15 protein-coding genes and 1 pseudogene are annotated in these 20,318 nt (G+C 34.3%); 11 read left to right on the top strand and 5 right to left on the bottom strand.

Annotation, left to right across the window (positions count from 1 at the left end):
- The first annotated feature begins 254 nt into the window (after positions 1–254).
- Complete coding sequence (locus AACZ49_RS10985; RefSeq protein ID WP_339654568.1) at positions 255–2,225, top strand: sensor histidine kinase; 1,971 nt, start codon at positions 255–257, stop codon at positions 2,223–2,225.
- A 1-nt stretch (position 2,226) separates the two neighbouring features.
- Here AACZ49_RS10985 and AACZ49_RS10980 read toward each other — a convergent pair whose 3' ends face one another.
- Positions 2,227–3,012, bottom strand: a complete 786-nt coding sequence (locus AACZ49_RS10980; RefSeq protein ID WP_339654565.1) for an SDR family oxidoreductase — start codon at positions 3,010–3,012, stop codon at positions 2,227–2,229.
- Positions 3,013–3,066: 54 nt separating this feature from the next.
- On the opposite strand from AACZ49_RS10980, the gene AACZ49_RS10975 reads away from it, so the two are divergent.
- From AACZ49_RS10975 to AACZ49_RS10950, 6 genes and pseudogenes are all read left to right on the top strand, one after another.
- Positions 3,067–4,119 carry an o-succinylbenzoate synthase gene (locus AACZ49_RS10975; protein ID WP_339654563.1) on the top strand — a complete coding sequence of 351 codons (1,053 nt, stop codon included), beginning with the start codon at positions 3,067–3,069 and terminating at the stop codon, positions 4,117–4,119.
- Positions 4,110–5,069 (top strand): CPBP family intramembrane glutamic endopeptidase, encoded by a 960-nt coding sequence (locus AACZ49_RS10970; protein WP_339654561.1) that lies wholly within the window; start codon positions 4,110–4,112, stop codon positions 5,067–5,069. Before AACZ49_RS10975 ends, AACZ49_RS10970 begins: the two co-directional genes overlap by 10 nt.
- Positions 5,053–6,144, top strand: coding sequence for an AMP-binding protein (locus tag AACZ49_RS10965; protein ID WP_339654559.1), 1,092 nt, complete (start codon positions 5,053–5,055; stop codon positions 6,142–6,144). Before AACZ49_RS10970 ends, AACZ49_RS10965 begins: the two co-directional genes overlap by 17 nt.
- A gap of 93 nt (positions 6,145–6,237) precedes the next feature.
- Positions 6,238–8,334: pseudogene (locus tag AACZ49_RS10960) on the top strand (von Willebrand factor type A domain-containing protein).
- 96 nt (positions 8,335–8,430) lie between these two features.
- Entirely contained in the window at positions 8,431–9,777 is a 1,347-nt protein-coding gene (locus tag AACZ49_RS10955; RefSeq protein WP_339654556.1) for a M24 family metallopeptidase, read from the top strand.
- Between the two features lie 132 nt (positions 9,778–9,909).
- Positions 9,910–11,637: a carboxypeptidase-like regulatory domain-containing protein gene (locus AACZ49_RS10950; RefSeq protein WP_339654553.1), complete on the top strand. Its 1,728-nt coding sequence runs from the start codon at positions 9,910–9,912 to the stop codon at positions 11,635–11,637.
- A 63-nt stretch (positions 11,638–11,700) separates the two neighbouring features.
- On the opposite strand, the gene AACZ49_RS10945 is transcribed toward AACZ49_RS10950, so the two are convergent.
- The gene (locus AACZ49_RS10945; protein ID WP_339654551.1) at positions 11,701–13,329 is read right to left on the bottom strand and encodes a carboxyl transferase domain-containing protein; all 1,629 of its coding nucleotides are present in this window, start codon (positions 13,327–13,329) and stop codon (positions 11,701–11,703) included.
- 73 nt (positions 13,330–13,402) lie between these two features.
- Between AACZ49_RS10945 and AACZ49_RS10940 the strand changes: the two genes are divergently transcribed.
- The 3 genes from AACZ49_RS10940 to ettA all read left to right on the top strand — a co-directional run bounded on the left by AACZ49_RS10940 (position 13,403) and on the right by ettA (position 16,395).
- A complete protein-coding gene (locus AACZ49_RS10940; protein WP_339654549.1) occupies positions 13,403–14,374 on the top strand; it encodes a Gfo/Idh/MocA family oxidoreductase in 972 nt (323 codons plus the stop codon).
- Positions 14,375–14,450: 76 nt separating this feature from the next.
- On the top strand, positions 14,451–14,627 hold the full coding sequence (locus AACZ49_RS10935) for a CAL67264 family membrane protein (RefSeq protein WP_200811599.1): 177 nt from the start codon (positions 14,451–14,453) through the stop codon (positions 14,625–14,627).
- 76 nt (positions 14,628–14,703) lie between these two features.
- A complete protein-coding gene (gene ettA, locus AACZ49_RS10930) occupies positions 14,704–16,395 on the top strand; it encodes an energy-dependent translational throttle protein EttA (RefSeq protein ID WP_339654547.1) in 1,692 nt (563 codons plus the stop codon).
- 51 nt (positions 16,396–16,446) lie between these two features.
- Here the strand turns inward: ettA and AACZ49_RS10925 are convergent, their stop codons facing one another.
- Complete coding sequence (locus tag AACZ49_RS10925) at positions 16,447–17,268, bottom strand: MBL fold metallo-hydrolase (protein WP_339654545.1); 822 nt, start codon at positions 17,266–17,268, stop codon at positions 16,447–16,449.
- A gap of 10 nt (positions 17,269–17,278) precedes the next feature.
- Positions 17,279–17,737: a GNAT family N-acetyltransferase gene (locus tag AACZ49_RS10920; RefSeq protein WP_339654542.1), complete on the bottom strand. Its 459-nt coding sequence runs from the start codon at positions 17,735–17,737 to the stop codon at positions 17,279–17,281.
- 150 nt (positions 17,738–17,887) lie between these two features.
- Here AACZ49_RS10920 and AACZ49_RS10915 point away from each other — a divergent pair, with 150 nt between their 5' ends.
- Positions 17,888–18,775, top strand: a complete 888-nt coding sequence (locus tag AACZ49_RS10915) for a hypothetical protein (protein WP_339654540.1) — start codon at positions 17,888–17,890, stop codon at positions 18,773–18,775.
- A gap of 67 nt (positions 18,776–18,842) precedes the next feature.
- Here the strand turns inward: AACZ49_RS10915 and fumC are convergent, their stop codons facing one another.
- Complete coding sequence (gene fumC / locus AACZ49_RS10910; protein WP_339654538.1) at positions 18,843–20,243, bottom strand: class II fumarate hydratase; 1,401 nt, start codon at positions 20,241–20,243, stop codon at positions 18,843–18,845.
- Between the last annotated feature and the right edge of the window lie 75 nt (positions 20,244–20,318).

Here is a 20,318-nt window from a genome sequence, read left to right as displayed (position 1 = left end):
GGTTTACACAACAATTAATGCGAAGCCTTAAGACTAATTTTTAAATTTGTTTTATTAGGAATTTGCACTTTTCCATGTGATAAAGTGGGCTGTGCACAAGAAATACATTAAAATTTCTAATAGTTTGTTAAAAAGGGCATAGAACACGCTTTTAGAGTTGAGGGGTATTAGATAATCTTACTTATCTAACTCACAACAAAAGTTTAGTAGAGTCAGGTTTTAATTCTAAGTTTGATTCTGTTTTTAAATATGATATGAAAAAAATAGTTGTTTTGAGATTCATATGTGCATTCTTCATAAGTGCATTTTCATGCCTTCTTGTTGCACAAGATAGTTTGTCGTCTCAAGATGAAGATTATTATAAGCAGTTTCAAGATTTAGAGAACGGTGAACTTCGTTCTTTCTTCTTTTTCAATACTCCTAACCGATACAATCAGAACTCTCCTTACGATTGGTTAGATACTGTCAATGTTTATTTAAATAGTTCTGAGAAGACAAAAGATTCTACTTCCATAAGAAATTATCAATTAGTTCAAGCTCAAATTTATTATGATTTAGGTAACTATGAAAAGAGTTTAGCGATTTCTAGGTCTGTCTATGATTATATGGACACATTGGATAAAGATTTGAAAAAAACCATTTTAGAGTTGATGGATGATAATTATGCAATGCTTCAATTGTATGATAAGCAAATAGAGATTAGAAGGGTTAAACGCGAACTGGGGTTTAATGAAAATGTAGCTTTCTATGATGTTTATGCAAGTCTAGGTCAATATAGAAAGGCCATGCGCGACTATATGACCGAAGAAAAAAAAGAATTAAAAGATGACGACTATTATGGTCTGGCCATTTATAACAATACTATTGGGGATTATTTAAGACTTGATAAATCGACACAAACTGCACTTAGTTATTTTAAAAAGGCTGAAGGCCTAATAAAAGTATTTTTAAGTGATGTTACTAATCAAAGAACGGATAGGGAAATAGCAGATGGTAGAATTTTAAACGGAATTATCATAGGTAATATAGGTAAATGCCATGTTGAATTAAATGAATATGAAAAGGCTATTCCTTTTCTTGAAGAGAGTAGGGGTCTTATTAAAAAGTACAATACAAGTAAGTTTTCATCAGATTTGATAGAAAACACTTTAGCGCTTGCGGAAAGTTATCTAAAATTAGATAATTATGATAAGACGACCGATTATTTGAGTGATAATTTAAATCCGATAAAGCCCGATAATATTCTAAAACGAAACAGGATTTATGCAGATTATTATTATAAAACAGGAGATTTCAAAAACTCTACCGCGTATTTAAAGAAGAATATTAAAATAAGAGATTCTATAGATGCTCATGCATCGAATATTAAAAATCAACAATTGACTTCTGTTGTTACTCAAGATTTGGAGAATTCCCGAAAAATGATGGAGCAACAGAAAGCTCAATTAGAAGAGTCTAGAAAAGATATAAAAGCTAGGGATGATAAGATTAGTTTGGTGTTTATATCGTTGATATTTACATTAATGGGCTTCGCTGGTTTGGTTTATGCTTATTTAAAGAGTATAAAGAACCAGAGGCTTATTGCGGAACAAAAATTTATTATTGAAAACTCATTGGTCGAAAAGGACTCTTTGCTTAAAGAGATACATCATAGGGTCAAGAATAATCTTCAAATGGTTTCTAGTCTATTAAGTCTTCAAACCAAAAACACACGAAGTAAAGACGCAATAGAGGCGTTAGAGGAAGGTAAGAGTAGGGTAAAAGCAATGGCTTTAATACATCAAAAACTGTATCAAAACGATGATTTGTCGGTTATTGAAATGCAAAGTTATATTGAGAGCTTAATTAATAGCATACAATCTGTTTACAAAAAAGGGGGTCATAATATTACGATAACAATTGATGCCGAAGGAGTTGAATTAGATATTGACAGGGCGATACCTTTCGGATTAATATTAAATGAATTGGTTTCCAATTCCTTTAAATATGCATTTCCAGAAGATGATGGTTATGGTAAGATTTATATTCATTTGCGTAAAATGGCTGGTCAGGAAGGATTTTTTGAATATACGGACAATGGCATTGGTTTACCTGAAGATTCAGAAGAACGGGCAAATTCTTCTATGGGAATTCGCCTAATGAATAGATTGGCAAATCAATTACAGACTTCTTTGAATTCAGATAGAACTGCCGAAGGGGTGCGATTTTGGTTTAATTTTAAATAGTCTACCTAACCTTACTTTTAAGAATAATTTTATGCAATAATTTTGGAAAGAATCGTTTTAGGTAAATACCATATTTTTCTTTACCACCAATATAAGTTTCAAATTTTTTCTTTTTAATAGCAGTAATAATCTCTTTTGCACATCGGCTTACTGGCATTCCGTTTTTGGTGGCATTATCTTCTTTCATTAAAGCACTGCCATCTCCTGTTAATGCATTTTTAGCTACGTTGGTTTGAATAAAACCTGGGCATATTATTGAGACATCAATATTATCTTTTTCATGTTCCATTCTTAAGGCATCGAAAAAGCCATGAAGCGCATGTTTTGCACCACAATATCCAGAACGATATGGTGATGAAAATTTACCCATTAAACTGGTGATAGTGACAAAATGTCCGCTTTTTTGTGATATGAAAAAAGGTAGTAGATGTTTGGTCAGTTTTATAGTACCCAGGTAATTAACATCAATCATTTGTTGGTAAACTTCAAACTTGGTGTCGATTATCAATGAACGTTGACTTAGCCCGCCATTATTGATTAATATGTCGATATTTCCATATAATGATATGGCTTTTTTGGTGATTGTTTCCAATGATTCGAAATCGGTTAGATCCAAAGGTAGAACTAGCGCGTTTTCTATAAATTTACAATTGTCTTTCACTTTTATTAGAACTTCTTCTCGCCGAGCGGAGAGTATTATTTTGTCACCTTTGGCATTCAACTGGTAAGCTAATGCCTCACCAATACCAGATGATGCTCCCGTAATCCAAATTACTCTATTTTCCATACTTTATTATCAATCCATATTAAAGTGAAAATATAGCTAAATTTGAAGGATTATATGAAAGCAACTTTTAAAAAGTATCTACTCAATTTTAAAAATCCCAGTGGTACGTCTAGAGGAATTCTACGAACCAAAGAGACCTGGTTTTTGATTTTAGAGGATGAAGGAAGGTGGGGAATTGGCGAATGTGGACTTTTTAGAGGTCTAAGTTATGATGATGTTCCTGATTATGAGGAGAAATGTTCTTGGGTTGCAGAGCATATACATCTAGGAGTATCTAAATTACTGAAGCAATTATCTGAATATCCTAGTATTCAATTCGGAGTTGAACAGGCATTTTTATCGCTTCACTCTAATCATCCTTTTGAACTTTTTGAATCTACATTTTTAGCTGAGCAACAACCCATTTCGATTAATGGTTTGGTGTGGATGGGGGATAAGGATTTTATGTACCGTCAAATAGAGGATAAGCTTAAGAATGGCTTCACTTGTATTAAAATGAAAATTGGGGCTATTGATTTCGATACCGAGATTGAACTGCTAAAATCGATTCGTAATCGGTATTCAAAGAATGAAATTGAGTTGCGGGTAGATGCTAATGGTGCTTTCTCGCCAGAGGAAGTTTTGTGTAAAATAGAAAGACTTTCAAAGTTAGATTTACATTCTATTGAACAACCAATTAAACCAGGTCAAGTGACAGCAATGTATGAGCTATGTCGAAATACACCTTTGCCCATTGCACTTGATGAAGAACTTATTGGTGTAGTGGATGTAACAAAAAAGAAAGAATTACTGCAAACTGTACAACCACAATATATTATCTTGAAACCAAGCTTAGTAGGTGGTTTTTCGGGAAGTAAGCAGTGGATTGATTTAGCGGATACCAATGGAATAGGTTGGTGGATTACCAGCGCACTTGAAAGTAACATAGGGTTGAATGCTATAGCACAATGGACCGCCACGTTAGGTAATAAAATGCCTCAAGGTTTGGGCACTGGTTCGTTATTTACAAATAATATTGAAAGTCCCTTAGAAGTGGCGAAAGGAGGCTTGTTTTATAATAAGTCAAAAAATTGGAAAAATAATTTAATTGAAAGTTTATGTATATAGAGCAGGCGTATAAAGGGCTTAGTGATAGTTGGCGATATATTATAGGAATATTTGGTGTGTTGATTGTATGGCAAATAATAGCTGCAATACCTTTATTGGCGGCATTGGCTATAAAGGATGGGGGCATGTCTGCAATGTTAAGTGGTGACATAAGTGCAATGTCAGATGTTCTGGGTTCAAATACCTTTTTGTTTTTTATGCTTTTAACCTTTGTAATCGCACTTATTTCCATATTTGTTTTTGCTAAATTTCTACACAAGCAATCGTTAACGGCTTTAACAACTGCAAGAAAGAAGATAGATTGGAAGCGGTTTTCTTTTGCTTTTATTCTTTGGGCTTTGATTTCTGTCATATTTATTTTTCTGGATATCTATTTATCACCAGAAGATTATGAGTTTAATTTTAACCTAGTTCCGTTTTTAACTCTTGCGGTAGTGGCTATTTTAATGATTCCGTTGCAAACCAGTATGGAAGAATATTTTATGAGAGGTTATATGATGCAGGGCTTAGGGCTTATGGCTAAAAACAGATGGTTTCCATTAATGTTTACTTCATTGCTGTTTGGATTGCTACATGTTATGAATCCTGAAGTTGAGAAATTAGGGTATGGAATCTTAATCTTTTATATAGGAACAGGATTTTTTTTAGGTATAATAACTTTAATGGATGAAGGTTTAGAATTGGCCTTAGGATTTCATGCAGCTAACAATCTAACGGCGGCTTTATTGGTTACTGCAGATTGGACTGCTTTTCAAACAGATTCTATGTATAGAGATATTTCAGACCCTGTATTAGGTTGGGATGTTTTTGTGCCTGTATTGGTGGTATTTCCAATTCTCTTATATGTTTTCTCAAAAAGATATGGCTGGACAAACTGGAAAGACAAACTAACCGGCAAAGTTTTGAGTAAAGAAGAGTTTTTAGCTACTCAAAATGAGGAAGTTGTATAATATAAACTTACATCCCAATTTTTCTATTCAAGGTAGAAGGTATTCTCTAAATGATTTAACGGAGCTTAGTTACAGTTTTATTAAAGAAGGTGAGGACTTTGAAAAACACATAGGGGAATTCATTTTAGATTGGATTGATAAGTCTTCATTTGTTAATGTATACACCTCTGGGTCGACCGGCACTCCTAAAGCGATTACACTTAAAAAAGAACAGATGATAAATAGTGCACTGGCGACAGGTAACTATTTTAATCTATCAGCTAAAGATTCTGAATTGCTTTGTTTACCCGCAACATATATAGCTGGAAAGATGATGTTGGTAAGAGCTATGGTGTTAGGGCTTGATCTTTATATGGTACCGCCAACGTCGTCGCCATTAAAAGATAGTAATAGAACATTCGATTTTGGGGCAATGGTGCCTCTTCAGGTTTCGAACTCATTACCATTTTTACATCAAGTAAAAACTTTAATTATAGGTGGAGCTCCCATTTCTAATACGTTGCGAGATCAGCTACATATAATTGAAAATAATAGTTTTGAAACCTATGGCATGACCGAGACCATTACCCATGTTGCTGTAAAACCACTTAATCAAATGCTTAGTTCGATTGTTGCTACTGATCTAGGTTTCAAAACCTTGCCAGGTATTGAAATATCAAAAGACAAAAGAGATTGTTTAGTCATAAACGCCCCAAAAGTATCTGATAAAATAGTAATAACCAATGATGTGGTTGCGCTAGTTTCTGACAATGAATTTAGATGGTTGGGTCGATATGATAACATGATAAATTCCGGTGGTATTAAATTAAACCCAGAACAAATAGAATCTAAACTTTCAGATATACTACATCATAGTTTTTTTATTAGTTCATTTCCAGACCCAAAACTTGGGGAACAAGTGGTGTTGATTTTAGAAGGTGTAATGGATAAAGAGAATGTCATGCAGCAAATTATCGCAAGTAATACTTTGAACAAGTATGAACTACCTCGATTGGTTAAAACCATTCCAGAATTCTTACGGACGGATAGCGGTAAAGTAAAGAGAAATGAAACTTTAGCCTTATTGAGCTTATAGTTTCACTAGCCCAAACATAAGCTTCCCTAATTCTTCATTTTTTTAATTTCACTTCTTTTTTAGGTTTATCAATCAAACTTAAAACCGACGGTTATGAAAAATGTAATATTTCTATTTCTTCTTTTCAGCAGTTTTTTATTGTCTTCACAACAAATGAAAATCAATGGTACTGTTTCTGATTATAATGGTAACCCTTTACCAGGAGTCAATATTGTGATAAAAGGTACTTCGCATGGTACACAAACCGATTTTGATGGATACTATGTTATAAATACCCAAAAAGGAGCAGATTTAATTTTTACATATATAGGGTATGATACCCAGATTATTAAAGTTAGAGATTTGGAAATTATTAATGTTTTGCTTGAAGAAGATTTTCAAAAATTAGAAGAAGTAGTGGTTACAGGGTATGGTATTTCTAGAAGTAGAAATGTAACGGGCTCGGTGGCAATGGTAAGTGGTAAACGAAAAAGTAAACATAACTCTACTAAAAACATTACTACCCTTTTACAAGGAAAGGTTGGTGGTATTTCTATACGTGGAACAGGTTCTGTATTGAAAAAAAGCACAAAAAATAAGGTTAAAAGTCCTTTATATATTGTAGATGGTATTCCAATTCAAAGACAGTATAATGATATTGTTCAAAGTTTAAATAAAGAACGTATCGATAGTAAAAAGGTACTTGGTGCTTCTGCTGCTAAAAAATTGTATGGATTAGATGGGCAGTATGGTTGTGTTGTCATAACAACAGTAAACGGTAATTATGCTGTTGAAAAAGATGAAAACTATGCAAGAATCACCGAAAATCAATTTCAAAAAGTTGAAATTAATCCTTTATCTACTTTTTCCATAGATGTAGATAAAGCGGCTTATAGCAATATTAGGAGATTCATAAACAAAGGGCAAGAAGTACCGGTAGATGCGGTCAAAATAGAAGAAATGATCAACTATTTTGATTATGACTATCCGCAACCAACGAATGGTCATCCCTTTTCTGTAAATACCGAAGTGTGTAAAACACCATGGAACACTGCTACCAAATTAGTTCGAATAGGTTTACATGGTAAAGAATATTTAAATGAAGAATTACCAGCGTCTAATCTTACTTTTTTAATCGATGTTTCTGGATCAATGTCAGACAGCAACAAATTACCCTTACTAAAATCTGCTTTTAAACTTTTGGTAAATCAATTACGAGAAAAGGATAAGGTATCGATTGTTGTTTATGCTGGTGCAGCAGGTGTCGTTTTGGATCCAACATCCGGTAGTGACAAATTAAAGATTATGAATGCATTGAACAAGTTAGAGGCAGGTGGTTCAACTGCAGGTGGGCAAGGTATTGAATTGGCCTATAAATTGGCTGAAAAACATTTTAAAAAGAATGGGAATAACAGGGTTATACTTGCAACCGATGGTGATTTTAACGTAGGATTATCAAAAGATAAGGATATGGAAGATCTTATCACTTAAAAAAGGGAGTCTGGTGTTTTTCTTTCCGTATTAGGTTTTGGAATGGGCAATTATAAAGATTCAAAATTGGAAACTTTAGCAGATAAAGGTAATGGTAACCATGGTTATATCGATACCATGCAAGAAGCGCAGAAATTATTTGGGAAGGAGTTTGGAGGGACGTTATTTACAATAGCCAAGGACGTAAAAATACAAATCGAATTTAATCCCAATAAAGTAAAGTCATATAGGTTAATAGGATATGAAAATAGATTATTGGCAAATGAGGATTTTATAGATGACACAAAAGATGCTAGGGAATTAGGTAGTGGACATAAGGTTACCGCATTATATGAAATTATAGAAATTGGTGTAGCTTCAGAATATGTCAAAGAAGTGGCAGATTTGAAATACACGAATAGCGACTTAAAGAGTGATTTTTCAGATGAATTATTTACAGTGAAGTTTAGATATAAAAAACCTGAAGGTTCTAAAAGTATCGAATTGGTTCATGTTCAAAAAGATACTACTAAAGAAATGTCGGGAGATTTTCAGTTCGCCTCTGCAGTGGCGTTATTTGGTCAGCAGTTAAGAAAATCAGCTTTTATTGACAAAACTACCTTTCAAGATGTCATTATATTGGCAGAAAAAGGAAGGGGTGAAGATGATAATGGTTATAGGGCAGAATTTATACGATTGGTAAAAAGTGCGAATGAAAAATTAGAAACGGCAAGTCGCTAATTTTATATAGACTACAAATTCTAGGTATTTTAAAGGAATAGGTGATTTCGAATGTTGGTTATTTTGTATTTTCAAACAATATATAATTTAACCCCTATGAGAAAACTATTCCTTTTAGTATGCCTGTTATTAATTGGTAAAATATATGCACAGCAAATTCTTTCGGAAAAAGAACGTGCAATTGTAATCGATGAAATTTTAGAGGATCGATTTAATATTCTATTACCTGAATTGATGGATACTGCTGGGCTAGATATGTGGGTAGTAATTTCAAGAGAGTATAATGAAGATCCAGTTATTAAGACAATGTTACCTGCTACTTGGTTAAATGCTAGAAGGCGAACAATTCTTTTGTTTTATAGAAATAAGGAGAAAAATACCATAGAGAAACTAGCAGTTGCCCGTTATAATGTGGGTAGGAATATAGTGTCTGCTTGGGATAAAGAAAAAGAACCTGATCAATGGAAGCGTTTAATCCAATTGATAGCAGAAAGAAATCCGAATAAAATCGGACTTAACTTTTCTAAAGATCACAATATTGCTGATGGCTTGGTAAAGACCGATTATGAGGAATTCATGGTGAATCTTCCAAAGAGATTTACTTCTAGAATTGTTTCGGCAGAGCAATTAGCTGTTCGTTGGATTGAAACTAGAACTGAACGCGAAATGGTTATTTATGATCAACTGGTAGATATTACTCATGATATTATTGCCGAGGCTTTTTCCGAAAAGGTAATTACCCCAGGAGTTACCACAACTTCAGATGTGGTTTGGTGGATGAGACAAAAAGTTACCGATTTAGGATTGGAGACTTGGTTTCACCCCACTATAGATGTGCAAAGAACCCAGAATAATGAAAAAAGCGAATTTTATTCATTTGCAGATAAACCAGAAGATATGGTAATAATGCCAGGTGACTTGGTACATTGCGATTTCGGAATCACCTATTTACGTTTAAATACAGATTGCCAAGAATTAGCATATGTTTTAAAACCTGAGGAAATTTCAGCACCTGATTTTTTAATAGACGGACTTAAAGACGGTAATAGGGTGCAAGATTTTTTAACGACTAATATGATAAAAGGCAAGAGTGGAAATGATATTTTGGCGAAATCATTAAGTGAAGCTAAGTCAGCTGGTTTAAAACCTTCAATCTACACGCATCCTTTAGGTATGTATGGACATTCTGCCGGCACTACAATTGGCATGTGGGATTCTCAAGGAGGTGTTATGCGTGACGATGGTGAGAAGTATACTTTAAACCCGAATACGGTTTATGCTATTGAATTGAATACCACTGTCAATATACCTGAATGGAATAGAGATATTCGTATTATGCTCGAAGAAGCTGGTTTTTATGGTGAAGATGGCTTTAGATATGTAAATGGTCGCCAAACAGAACTTTTATTGATACCAAGAGTTAAAGGGCATCAGGGGAATTAGGTAAAAACATCTTTTTAAGTAGAAGTTTATTATTTAAAAGATTATTTCTATACAGATGTGTTTTTTGAAAACTTTAAATTTTTAAAATATTTGTAGGAATTTTCTATAATATATTGATTACAAAAACAATCTATGAAATCCATTTTAGCTTATTTATTTCTTTTTAGCAGTTTTATTTGTTTATCTCAAGACAATACAAATAGTATAAAAGGGGTGGTGACTTCATATGACGCGCCATTGCCTAGTGTCAATATTTCTCTAAAAGGTTCGTCTTCGGGTATACAAACCAGTAGTAGCGGAAAATACCAAATTAATGCTAGTCCGCGTGATATTTTGGTTTTTAGTTATGTAGGTATGAAAACGGTTGAAATAATTGTAGAAGATGTAACGAAAGTACTGAATATCGATATGTTGCCCATGGTACAAGAGCTCGATGAGGTTACCGTAGAGCAAAGAAAAAAGAAAGGTCAAGAAGCTATGGCAATTGATTATGCTACAAAGAAAAGTATTATACAAACATCATATGGTTTTATTGATGCAGAAAATGCTGGCTATGAAATGAACTTTATAGATGGTGCGAGTCTTAATGGAGGGGCAGTTTATCTTGTTGATGCTTTAATTGGAATTCTTCCAGGATTAAGACGCGGTGGAGATAATACCGTTTTACTTAGAGGAGGAGGCTCATTGGAAAATCCAAAACCGCCAATTTTTGAAGTGGATGGAGTGATTTTTACCACAACCCCAGAATTTCTTGATCTGAATAGTATAGATAGAATTGCTATTATTCCTGGCCTTAAAGGAGCTATTAAATATGGTAATATTGCAAGTGGTGGTGTTATCATAATAAATACTAAGGGTAAATTTATTAAAAGAGAAGAAGGGTCGAATGAGCCTTATGATCAAGCGAAACTTCGAAATAATAAGTTTGACAAATCCATGGCCACAAGTGCTTTGGCAAGAGCGGCTCCTATTTATATTATTGATATGGAGAAAGCAGGATCGGATGAAGATGCATTTGGCGTATTTCAAGAACAGAAAAAAGTATATGGTAGTTCTCCATATTTTTTTCTGGCTTCGTTGAATCACTTTTATGAAAAGAGAGTGGATAACCTTTTTTCTTCGAAAATTGAATCTGAATTTAAAGATAAATTTGAAGATAACCCCGATGCCTTAAAGGGACTTGCATATCTTTTGGAAAAGCAAAATAGATTGCAAGATGTACTTCCTTTATACAAGAAAATTTTCATAAATAGACCTAGATATGCCCAATCTTATCGAGATTTAGCCAATATGTATGTTGTAAATCAACAGTACAAGAAAGCCTTAGGTATTTATGCACGATATAAGAGTTTTAGGAAAATGGATCCAATTGCAGCCATAGAGGATGGTATAGATGCGATTGTGGAAACCGAAACCGTAAATTTAATAGCATTAAGACCTGATCAGCTAGCCATTTCGGAAGAGGATAGGGTAGATGGAGATGTTGGAGGTATTCGAGTACTTTTTGAATGGAATAATAGTGAGGCAGAATTCGACCTACAATTCGTTAATCCAGAAAGCCGCTATTTTGTATGGAGTCATACCCTTGAAAATGAACCTAAAAGGATTTATGATGAAAAGATAAAAGGGTATTCAAGTAAACAATTTTTAATAGATGAAACGCAAGAAGGGGTATGGAAAATTAATCTAAAATACTTAGGAAATAAAGGTTATGATCCCACGTATCTAAAAACTACTATTTATTATAATTACGGAAGATCTTCTCAGAAAGAAGTAGTAGAAGTAATTGAAATGTCTGAGAAAAATGTTAATAGAGAATTGTTGTCAATTGTAGCAAGAAGTAACTTTAACAAAAGATAGGTTGCCTCTTTATGTATTTAAAAGTTCTTCAATGCAATATATCTATTGGTATAAATTGTAATCTTAAACCTGTAAAATGCCCATATTAAAAGGCTTTTCAATAGGCGCATGATTAGCGGCCTCTATACCCATTGAAACCCATTTACGAGTATCTTTTGGGTCTATAATAGCATCTGTCCATAAGCGTGAAGCGGCATAATACGGAGATACTTGGTTATCGTATCGTTGTTTTATCTTATCGAACATTTCCTTTTCTTTTTTATCGGTAATGGTTTCACCTTTCTTTTTTAGAGAGGATTTTTCAATTTGTAAAAGTACTTTTGCGGCAGAATTACCACTCATTACGGCAAGTTCTGCACTTGGCCAAGCAACAATTAATCTTGGGTCGTAAGCCTTTCCGCACATCGCGTAATTTCCCGCTCCATAACTATTACCGATTAAGATAGTGAATTTTGGTACTACGGAGTTACTGACTGCATTTACCATTTTGGCGCCATCTTTAATAATACCCCCATGTTCACTTTTACTACCCACCATAAAGCCGGTGACATCCTGTAAAAAGACCAAAGGAATTTTCTTTTGATTGCAGTTCGCTATAAAACGTGTTGCCTTATCAGCTGAATCTGAATAGATTACGCCACCGAACTGCATTTCACCTTTCGCAGTCTTCACTACTTTTCTTTGGTTGGCAACAATACCAACGGCCCATCCGTCTATTCTAGCATATCCTGTAAGTATGGTTTGTCCGTAGCCAGCTTTATATTCTTCAAATTCAGAATCATCAACCAATCGCTTAATGATTTCCATCATATCATATTGTTCCGATCTAGAGCTTGGTAGTATTCCATAAATATCATCGGGGTTTTCTTTAGGTTTAATGCTTTTCTTGCGATTGAATCCGGCTTTAGGGAAATCGCCGATCTTATCCATGATATTCTTAATAGTATCTAAAGCTGCTGCATCGTCTTTTGCTTTGTAATCCGTAACTCCGCTTATTTCACAGTGTGTTGTTGCCCCGCCTAAAGTCTCATTATCAATACTTTCACCAATAGCAGCTTTTACTAAATAACTGCCAGCTAAAAATATACTACCAGTTTTGTCAACTATTAACGCTTCATCACTCATAATGGGTAAATAAGCTCCACCGGCAACACAGCTACCCATAACAGCAGAAATCTGGGTAATACCCATGCTGCTCATTATAGCATTGTTTCTAAATATGCGACCGAAATGCTCTTTGTCTGGAAAAATTTCATCCTGTAAAGGCAAATAAACTCCTGCACTGTCCACTAAATAGATAATCGGTAATTTATTTTCAATGGCAATTTCTTGGGCTCTTAAATTTTTCTTTGCAGTAATAGGAAACCATGCACCGGCTTTTACGGTGGCGTCATTTGCAACAACAATACATTGTTTGCCATGGATATATCCTATTTTAATGACAACCCCTCCAGATGGGCATCCGCCATGTTCTTCATACATGCCGTCACCAACAAATGCTCCTACCTCAATTCGGTTTGAATTTGTATCCAAAAGGTAATCAATACGTTCCCTAGCGGTCATCTTACCTAGGTCGTGCTGTTTGGCGATTTTTGACTTTCCACCTCCTAGATAAACATCATTCAACTTTCTTCTAAGGTCTGATAATAATAACTTATTCCTATCTTCGTTTTGATTGAATTTTAAATCCATTCTTAATTATTTCTTTTCTTCGGATAAAGATAAGAAGTTAATTTTGGTGTAGATACAACAAAAAATATAATGTATGATAAAGTGGGGCATAGTAGGGGCAGGTAACATTGCACATAGTTTTTCAAAAGATTTAGCCTTGGCAAGTGGTGGTGAATTAACGGCAGTGGCATCTAGAAATTTAGATAAGGCACGGTCTTTTGCTAAGGAGTATGGAGTGCCAAATGCTTTTGGTAGTTATGAAGAATTGTTTAACAGTGATATGGTCGACGTGATTTATATCGCTACACCGCATACCACCCACGCAAAATTAAGTATTGCCGCAATGAAGGCAGGTAAAAGTGTACTTTGTGAAAAACCAGTGGGAGTTAATAAAAATGAGGTAGAAGAGATGATTAAGGTGGCTAAAGAAAGCAATGTTTTTTTTATGGAAGCCCTATGGACACGTTTTAACCCTACCATAAAAAAGGTGAAAGAAATTGTAGATAATGGAACCATCGGCGATATTGGTTATTTACATGCAGATTTTGCTTTTTATGCTTTAGATCGTGACGAAAACGGTAGACTTTTGAATCCTGATCTTGCAGGTGGTTCTTTATTGGATATTGGTATTTATCCCATATTCCTATCCTATTTAATGTTAGGTATACCAAAAGATATAAAGGCATCTGCCAATTTTTATAAAACTGGAGTTGAGGTTCAAACAAGTATGATTTTTGACTACGATGATGCTCAATCAATCTTATATAGCGGGCTTAATTCTAATTCAGAAATGAAAGCTCAAATAGCCGGTAGTAAAGGTTCAATTTTTGTGCATCCTAGATGGCATGAAGCCTCAGGATACACGTTAGAAGTCGATGGAGATTCTAGTGTCGTTGAGGTTGGTAAGGTAGGTAAAGGTTATACATATGAAATTGAAGAAGTGCATAATTGCTTAAATGCAGGGAAAACAGAAAGTGATTTATGGAGTCATAAAAATAGCATGGATTTAATTGAAATTATGGATACTGTGCGTAATAAAGTCGGAATTGTGTTTCCCTTTGAATAATAGCCGTATTAAAGTTGGACAAATGTTTTAAAATTTCCGATATTTGAAATTCGCTTAAATTTTAATTGATTTGAAAATGAACAAGAATACAGTGCTCGCATGGGCCACTTTTATTATGATTTTTGTAGGTCTTGCACTAATTGCTTTAGGAGCTTTTCGTTATGATGATGTTGCCGGATGGGGTTTTGCCTCTGTAGGTGTTGGTTTCTTTGCAATTGCATGGGTTTTCAATGCCCTAAAAGGAAGGGTCTAAGTAGCTCACAAACAAAACCTAAAACGAATCCTGCAATTAGGTTTAATTATTATTTTTTATTTAATATTATAATTATATGTCAGATGATAAGAAGGTGATCTTCTCCATGTCAGGGGTTACGAAAACCTACAAGAATGCAAATACACCCGTACTAAAGAATATATACTTAAGTTTCTTTTATGGTGCTAAAATCGGAATCTTAGGATTAAACGGTTCAGGTAAATCAACCCTTTTAAAAATAATTGCAGGAGTTGATAAAAATTTTCAAGGTGATGTAGTTTTTTCTCCTGGCTACAATGTTGGCTATTTAGAGCAAGAGCCAGAATTAGATGAAAACAAAACGGTTTTGGAAATTGTAAAGGAAGGGGTAGCTGAAACGGTTGCTATTCTTGATGAGTACAATAAGATAAACGATATGTTCGGTCTTCCTGAAGTTTATGAGGATGCCGATAAAATGCAGAAGTTGATGGATCAGCAAGCTGTATTGCAAGATAAAATTGATGCTGCTAATGCATGGGAGTTAGATACTAAGCTAGAAATAGCGATGGATGCCCTTCGCACACCAGAACCAGATAAGAAGATTGGTGTATTGTCTGGTGGTGAAAGAAGAAGAGTTGCGCTATGTAGATTGTTGCTGCAAGAACCTGAAATTCTTTTGTTAGATGAGCCAACAAACCACTTAGATGCTGAATCTGTACATTGGTTAGAACATCATTTAGCGCAATATAAAGGAACTGTTATTGCTGTAACCCATGATAGATATTTTTTAGATAATGTAGCCGGATGGATATTGGAATTGGATAGAGGAGAAGGTATACCTTGGAAAGGAAACTACTCTTCTTGGTTAGATCAGAAATCTAAAAGACTTGCACAAGAAAATAAGACTGCCTCAAAAAGACAAAAAACTTTGGAGCGTGAGCTGGAATGGGTTCGTCAAGGAGCAAAAGGTAGGCAGACGAAACAAAAAGCTCGGCTTAAGAATTATGATAAATTAATGAGTCAAGACCAAAAGCAGCTTGATGAAAAACTTGAAATTTACATACCTAATGGGCCACGTCTGGGTACTAATGTTATAGAAGCCAAAGGTGTTAGTAAGGCATACGGAGATAAGTTGCTTTATGAGAATTTGAATTTTAAATTACCTCAAGCAGGTATTGTTGGTATTATTGGGCCTAACGGTGCTGGTAAAACGACCATTTTCAGAATGATTATGGGAGAGGAAAAGCCAGATAAAGGAGAATTTGAAATTGGTGAAACGGCTAAAATAGCCTACGTAGATCAAAGCCATTCAAATATTGATGTCGAGAAAACAATTTGGCAGAATTTCAGTGATGAGCAAGAACTCATTATGATGGGAGGTAAACAAGTAAATTCTAGAGCTTATTTAAGTAGATTTAATTTTTCGGGTAGCGAACAAAATAAGAAGGTAAGTATGTTGTCTGGTGGTGAACGTAACCGTTTACACTTGGCAATGACCTTAAAAGAAGAAGGTAATGTACTCTTGTTAGATGAGCCTACTAACGATTTAGATGTTAATACGTTAAGAGCATTAGAAGAAGGTTTGGAGAACTTTGCAGGTTGTGCGGTGATAATATCGCATGATAGATGGTTCTTAGATCGTGTTTGTACACACATACTAGCTTTTGAAGGAAATTCGGAAGTTTATTTCTTTGAAGGTTCGTTCTCAGATTATGAAGAGAATAAAAAGAAACGACTTGGCGGAGATTTAATGCCAAAACGAATAAAGTATAAAAAACTAATTAGATGATTAAAAAGCCCGTAATCGCGGGCTTTTTATTTTTTTTACATTATGTTCTATTTAGAAATCTTCATTTGGGTACCAATCTAATTGAACTACTTCAATATCTTGATTACCTGCATCGACCAGCTTTTTAAATATTTCAACATTACTTACATCTGGTCGGCCTCTATAGTGATATGGATATACCTGTTTAGGTTTAAAATCTAAAACTGCAGAGGCTGCACTTTCAACAGTCATTGTGTAAGGTAGGTTCATGCAAACAAAGGCCTTATCAATATTTTTTAAAGAACGCATTTCTGGTATATCTTCAGTATCACCAGAAAAATAAATGCGTTGACCATCAATCGTTAATATGTAACCATTGCCTCGACCTTTTACATGAAAATCTTTGGCCTCTTCTCTTAAATTGTACATGGGAACAGCCTCTATTGATATTCCATTTAGTTCTATATTTGATCCATTGGCTAGAACTTCCAGTTTCCCAACAAACTCATTTAGCATTTCATCAGCTACTGTTTGCGGTACTACGAACTTAGCTTTAGAAACATCTAGGGCTTCTAATGTTTCTTTATTGAAATGGTCACCATGAATATCAGTGATCAAAATTAAATCTGGTGTTTTTAGATTTTTAAACGCTAAAGGTCCACCTGTTGGGTCAATGTAAATGGAGACATCACCCCATTCAATAACTGCAGTGGCATGTTCAATTGGTATGATTTTTATTTCATCACCTTTCGTTTTTAAAATTTTCTTGGCATCTGCTGTTTCTTCAACATTCTCAGTAGATGAATCTATTTCTTTTTCCGATTTCTTTGCATCCTTACATGCAAACGAAAGGGAAAATATCAATAACAAGACTAGTAATTTTTTCTTTTTCATCATCGTTTTTTTAAAGTGTTAATTCCATTTTAATGTCCGATCTAAGATAGATACTATTATTTTCTAAAGGCACCGGTGTAAAACCTAATTTCTTATATATATGCAAAGCCGTGCCAAGTTTCGTGCTTGAGTACAATATTAGTTTCTGCCAGTTTTCATTTCTGGCAAAATTTATAGCATAGACTAATAGTTCTTGGCCAATTTTAAGACCTTGGTGCGATTTGCTAACAGCCATTTTTCCTAGTTCAAAATTAAATTCAGATATTTTCAATAGCGCAAAGCAACCAATTGGCTTATTGTCCCATAATGCTATAAAAATATACCCATCTTTTTTGATGATTGAAGATTCACAATTATCTAATAGTTCTCTGTCTTTTTCTTCTACTTTAAAATATTCGGTAATCCAAGCTAGGTTTAGCTCTTTAAAGTTTTTTGCATATTTAGATTGGTACGGAACTATGGTTAACATTGTAGATTTTTAAATGATTAGTGGTTCTAAGTTATGCTATTCTTAATAGTGAAAAAGCAGAATCTAAATTAATTTAACATCAAAAAATCTAAACGTTAAAACTTAACGTATATATACTGAACAAACAGACACTTTATTAAATTTAACATTATGACTGAAACAAAAAATAACAATGGTTTAAAGGTTTTGACCGCGCTTTTAGGGGTTGTGCTTTTAGGTACTATCATTTACACCGTTAGTCTTTATCAAGATAAGAAAAAGACTGAAGTTGTACTCACCAAAGAAAAAGAATTGGTAGTAGAAGATTTAAAAAGCTTACAATCCGAGTATGATAAAGCTATTTTAGAAAGTAACGCTACCAATGAAGAGTTAGTTAGTGCTAGAGACAATATTGCAAAATATATTGATTCTGTGAAAACAATGAAAGCAGATATTGGAACATTGTCAAGATATAGAAGACAAGTTGGTGTTCTTAAAGCTGAAAGAGAACAGTTGTTAAAACAAGTTGATTCTTTAACTCGTTCTAATACTATGATCGCTATGCAACGTGATAGTACGTATGTTGAATTAGAAAAACAAACTGTTTTTAATGATTCATTGGTAGTACAGAATACGAATTTAGCTCAAGTAGTTGAGAAAGGATCAGCATTGAACTTATCTAAATTCAATGTAGATGCCGTAAAAGAACGTAGCAGTGGTAAGATGGTTTCTACACAAAGAGCTAAAGCTACAGACAAATTTAAAATTTGTTTTACAGTTGCAGATAACGTAATAGCGCAAGCTGGTGATAGACAATTTTATTTAGAAGTTTTAGATCCACAAGGAAATATTCTTGGAGGAAGTAACTCTAAAACTAATGATAATGGTGCCTCTATTACTTATAGTAAACAAACAAGCTTTTATTTTGAAAATAAATCCTTAGATGTATGTGATTATATCAATAAGCCATCAGGCGATTTTAAAGATGGTAACTATATGGTAAACGTATATGATGACCAATTAAAGTTATTGGGTACTTCTAAATTCGAATTGAAATAGTACTTTTAATTTAAGAATTAAAATGGCGACCAATTTGGTCGCCATTTTTTATTTTATAGATGTTAGTTTAGTCTTTTAAACTACCAACCATATTTTCTGGTTTTACCCAATCGTCATAATCTTCAGCGGTGACATATCCTAAATTAACAGCTTCTTCTTTTAAGGTTGTACCATTTTTATGTGCGGTGTTTGCAATCTCTGCAGCTTTATAATAACCTATTTTAGTATTCAATGCGGTTACTAGCATCAAAGAATTATTTAGAAGTTGTTTAATTACTTCATGGTTCGGCTCTATACCTGCTGCACAATTCTCTTCAAAACTAACGCAAGCATCACCAATCAATTGAGCTGATTGTAGAATATTGGCAGCCATTAAAGGTTTAAAGACATTTAACTCATAATGCCCTTGAGTACCACCTATACTAATAGCTACATCATTACCCATTACTTGAGCACAAACCATTGTTAATGCTTCGCATTGTGTTGGGTTTACTTTGCCTGGCATAATAGAGCTTCCTGGCTCATTGGCAGGAATAATAATCTCACCAATTCCTGAACGTGGACCAGAAGCCATCATTCTAATGTCATTAGCAATTTTATTCAATGAAACAGCTAGTTGTTTTAAAGCACCATGGCTTTCAACAATAGCGTCATGAGCGGCCAATGCCTCGAACTTGTTTTCGGCAGTGATGAAAGGAAATCCTGTAAAATCTGCAATATATTTTGCAACCAGTACATCATAACCTTCTGGTGTGTTTAGTCCTGTGCCAACAGCAGTACCACCGAGTGCTAGTTCGCTAAGATGCTCAAGTGTGTTTCTAAGTGCTTTTAAACCGTGGTCTAATTGAGAAACATAACCTGAGAATTCTTGACCTAAGGTTAGTGGAGTGGCATCCATAAGGTGTGTACGCCCTATTTTAACCACATTTTTAAATTCTTTGGCTTTCTTGTTTAGAGTATCTCTTAACTGAGTGACACCTGGTATCGTAACTTCTACAATCTTTTTATATGCAGCAATGTGCATACCCGTAGGGAATGTGTCGTTGGATGATTGCGATTTGTTGACATCATCATTAGGCTGAATTGTTTTCTCCCCTTCACCAATTACTTTACCTGCAATTTCATGCGCTCTATTGGCAACAACTTCATTTACGTTCATGTTGCTTTGAGTACCAGAGCCTGTTTGCCATATAACTAAAGGAAATTGGTCATTATGCTTACCTTCTAAAATTTCATCGCATACCTGTGAAATTAAATCTCTTTTTTCTTCTGCCAATACACCAAGTTCACAATTAGCATATGCCGCCGATTTTTTTAAATAGGCGAATCCGTATACGATATCTAAAGGCATTGAAGCAACCGGACCAATTTTAAAATTGTTACGTGAGCGTTCGGTTTGTGCACCCCAATATTTGTCTTGAGGTACCTCTACTTTACCCATAGTATCTTTCTCGATTCTATATTTCATTGTTTTATATTTTAATGAATCTTAAGTTAACTAATTAAATCGCTTCAAAAATAAGGTTTACATTTATTTTTATAG

The organism is uncultured Maribacter sp. (assembly GCF_963975365.1).
Taxonomy (GTDB): Bacteria; Bacteroidota; Bacteroidia; order Flavobacteriales; family Flavobacteriaceae; genus Maribacter.
This window is presented reverse-complemented; position numbering and strand designations above follow the sequence as displayed.

Excerpts from the sequence above, each read along its gene's own strand:
- AACZ49_RS10985 (WP_339654568.1), top strand. The coding sequence starts at position 255 with ATGAAAAAAATAGTTGTTTTGAGATTCATATGTGCATTCTTCATAAGT.
- AACZ49_RS10980 (WP_339654565.1), bottom strand. The coding sequence starts at position 3,012 with ATGGAAAATAGAGTAATTTGGATTACGGGAGCATCATCTGGTATTGGT.
- AACZ49_RS10975 (WP_339654563.1), top strand. The coding sequence starts at position 3,067 with ATGAAAGCAACTTTTAAAAAGTATCTACTCAATTTTAAAAATCCCAGT.
- AACZ49_RS10970 (WP_339654561.1), top strand. The coding sequence starts at position 4,110 with ATGTATATAGAGCAGGCGTATAAAGGGCTTAGTGATAGTTGGCGATAT.
- AACZ49_RS10965 (WP_339654559.1), top strand. The coding sequence starts at position 5,053 with ATGAGGAAGTTGTATAATATAAACTTACATCCCAATTTTTCTATTCAA.
- AACZ49_RS10955 (WP_339654556.1), top strand. The coding sequence starts at position 8,431 with ATGAGAAAACTATTCCTTTTAGTATGCCTGTTATTAATTGGTAAAATA.
- AACZ49_RS10950 (WP_339654553.1), top strand. The coding sequence starts at position 9,910 with ATGAAATCCATTTTAGCTTATTTATTTCTTTTTAGCAGTTTTATTTGT.
- AACZ49_RS10945 (WP_339654551.1), bottom strand. The coding sequence starts at position 13,329 with ATGGATTTAAAATTCAATCAAAACGAAGATAGGAATAAGTTATTATTA.
- AACZ49_RS10940 (WP_339654549.1), top strand. The coding sequence starts at position 13,403 with ATGATAAAGTGGGGCATAGTAGGGGCAGGTAACATTGCACATAGTTTT.
- AACZ49_RS10935 (WP_200811599.1), top strand. The coding sequence starts at position 14,451 with ATGAACAAGAATACAGTGCTCGCATGGGCCACTTTTATTATGATTTTT.
- ettA (WP_339654547.1), top strand. The coding sequence starts at position 14,704 with ATGTCAGATGATAAGAAGGTGATCTTCTCCATGTCAGGGGTTACGAAA.
- AACZ49_RS10925 (WP_339654545.1), bottom strand. The coding sequence starts at position 17,268 with ATGAAAAAGAAAAAATTACTAGTCTTGTTATTGATATTTTCCCTTTCG.
- AACZ49_RS10920 (WP_339654542.1), bottom strand. The coding sequence starts at position 17,737 with ATGTTAACCATAGTTCCGTACCAATCTAAATATGCAAAAAACTTTAAA.
- AACZ49_RS10915 (WP_339654540.1), top strand. The coding sequence starts at position 17,888 with ATGACTGAAACAAAAAATAACAATGGTTTAAAGGTTTTGACCGCGCTT.
- fumC (WP_339654538.1), bottom strand. The coding sequence starts at position 20,243 with ATGAAATATAGAATCGAGAAAGATACTATGGGTAAAGTAGAGGTACCT.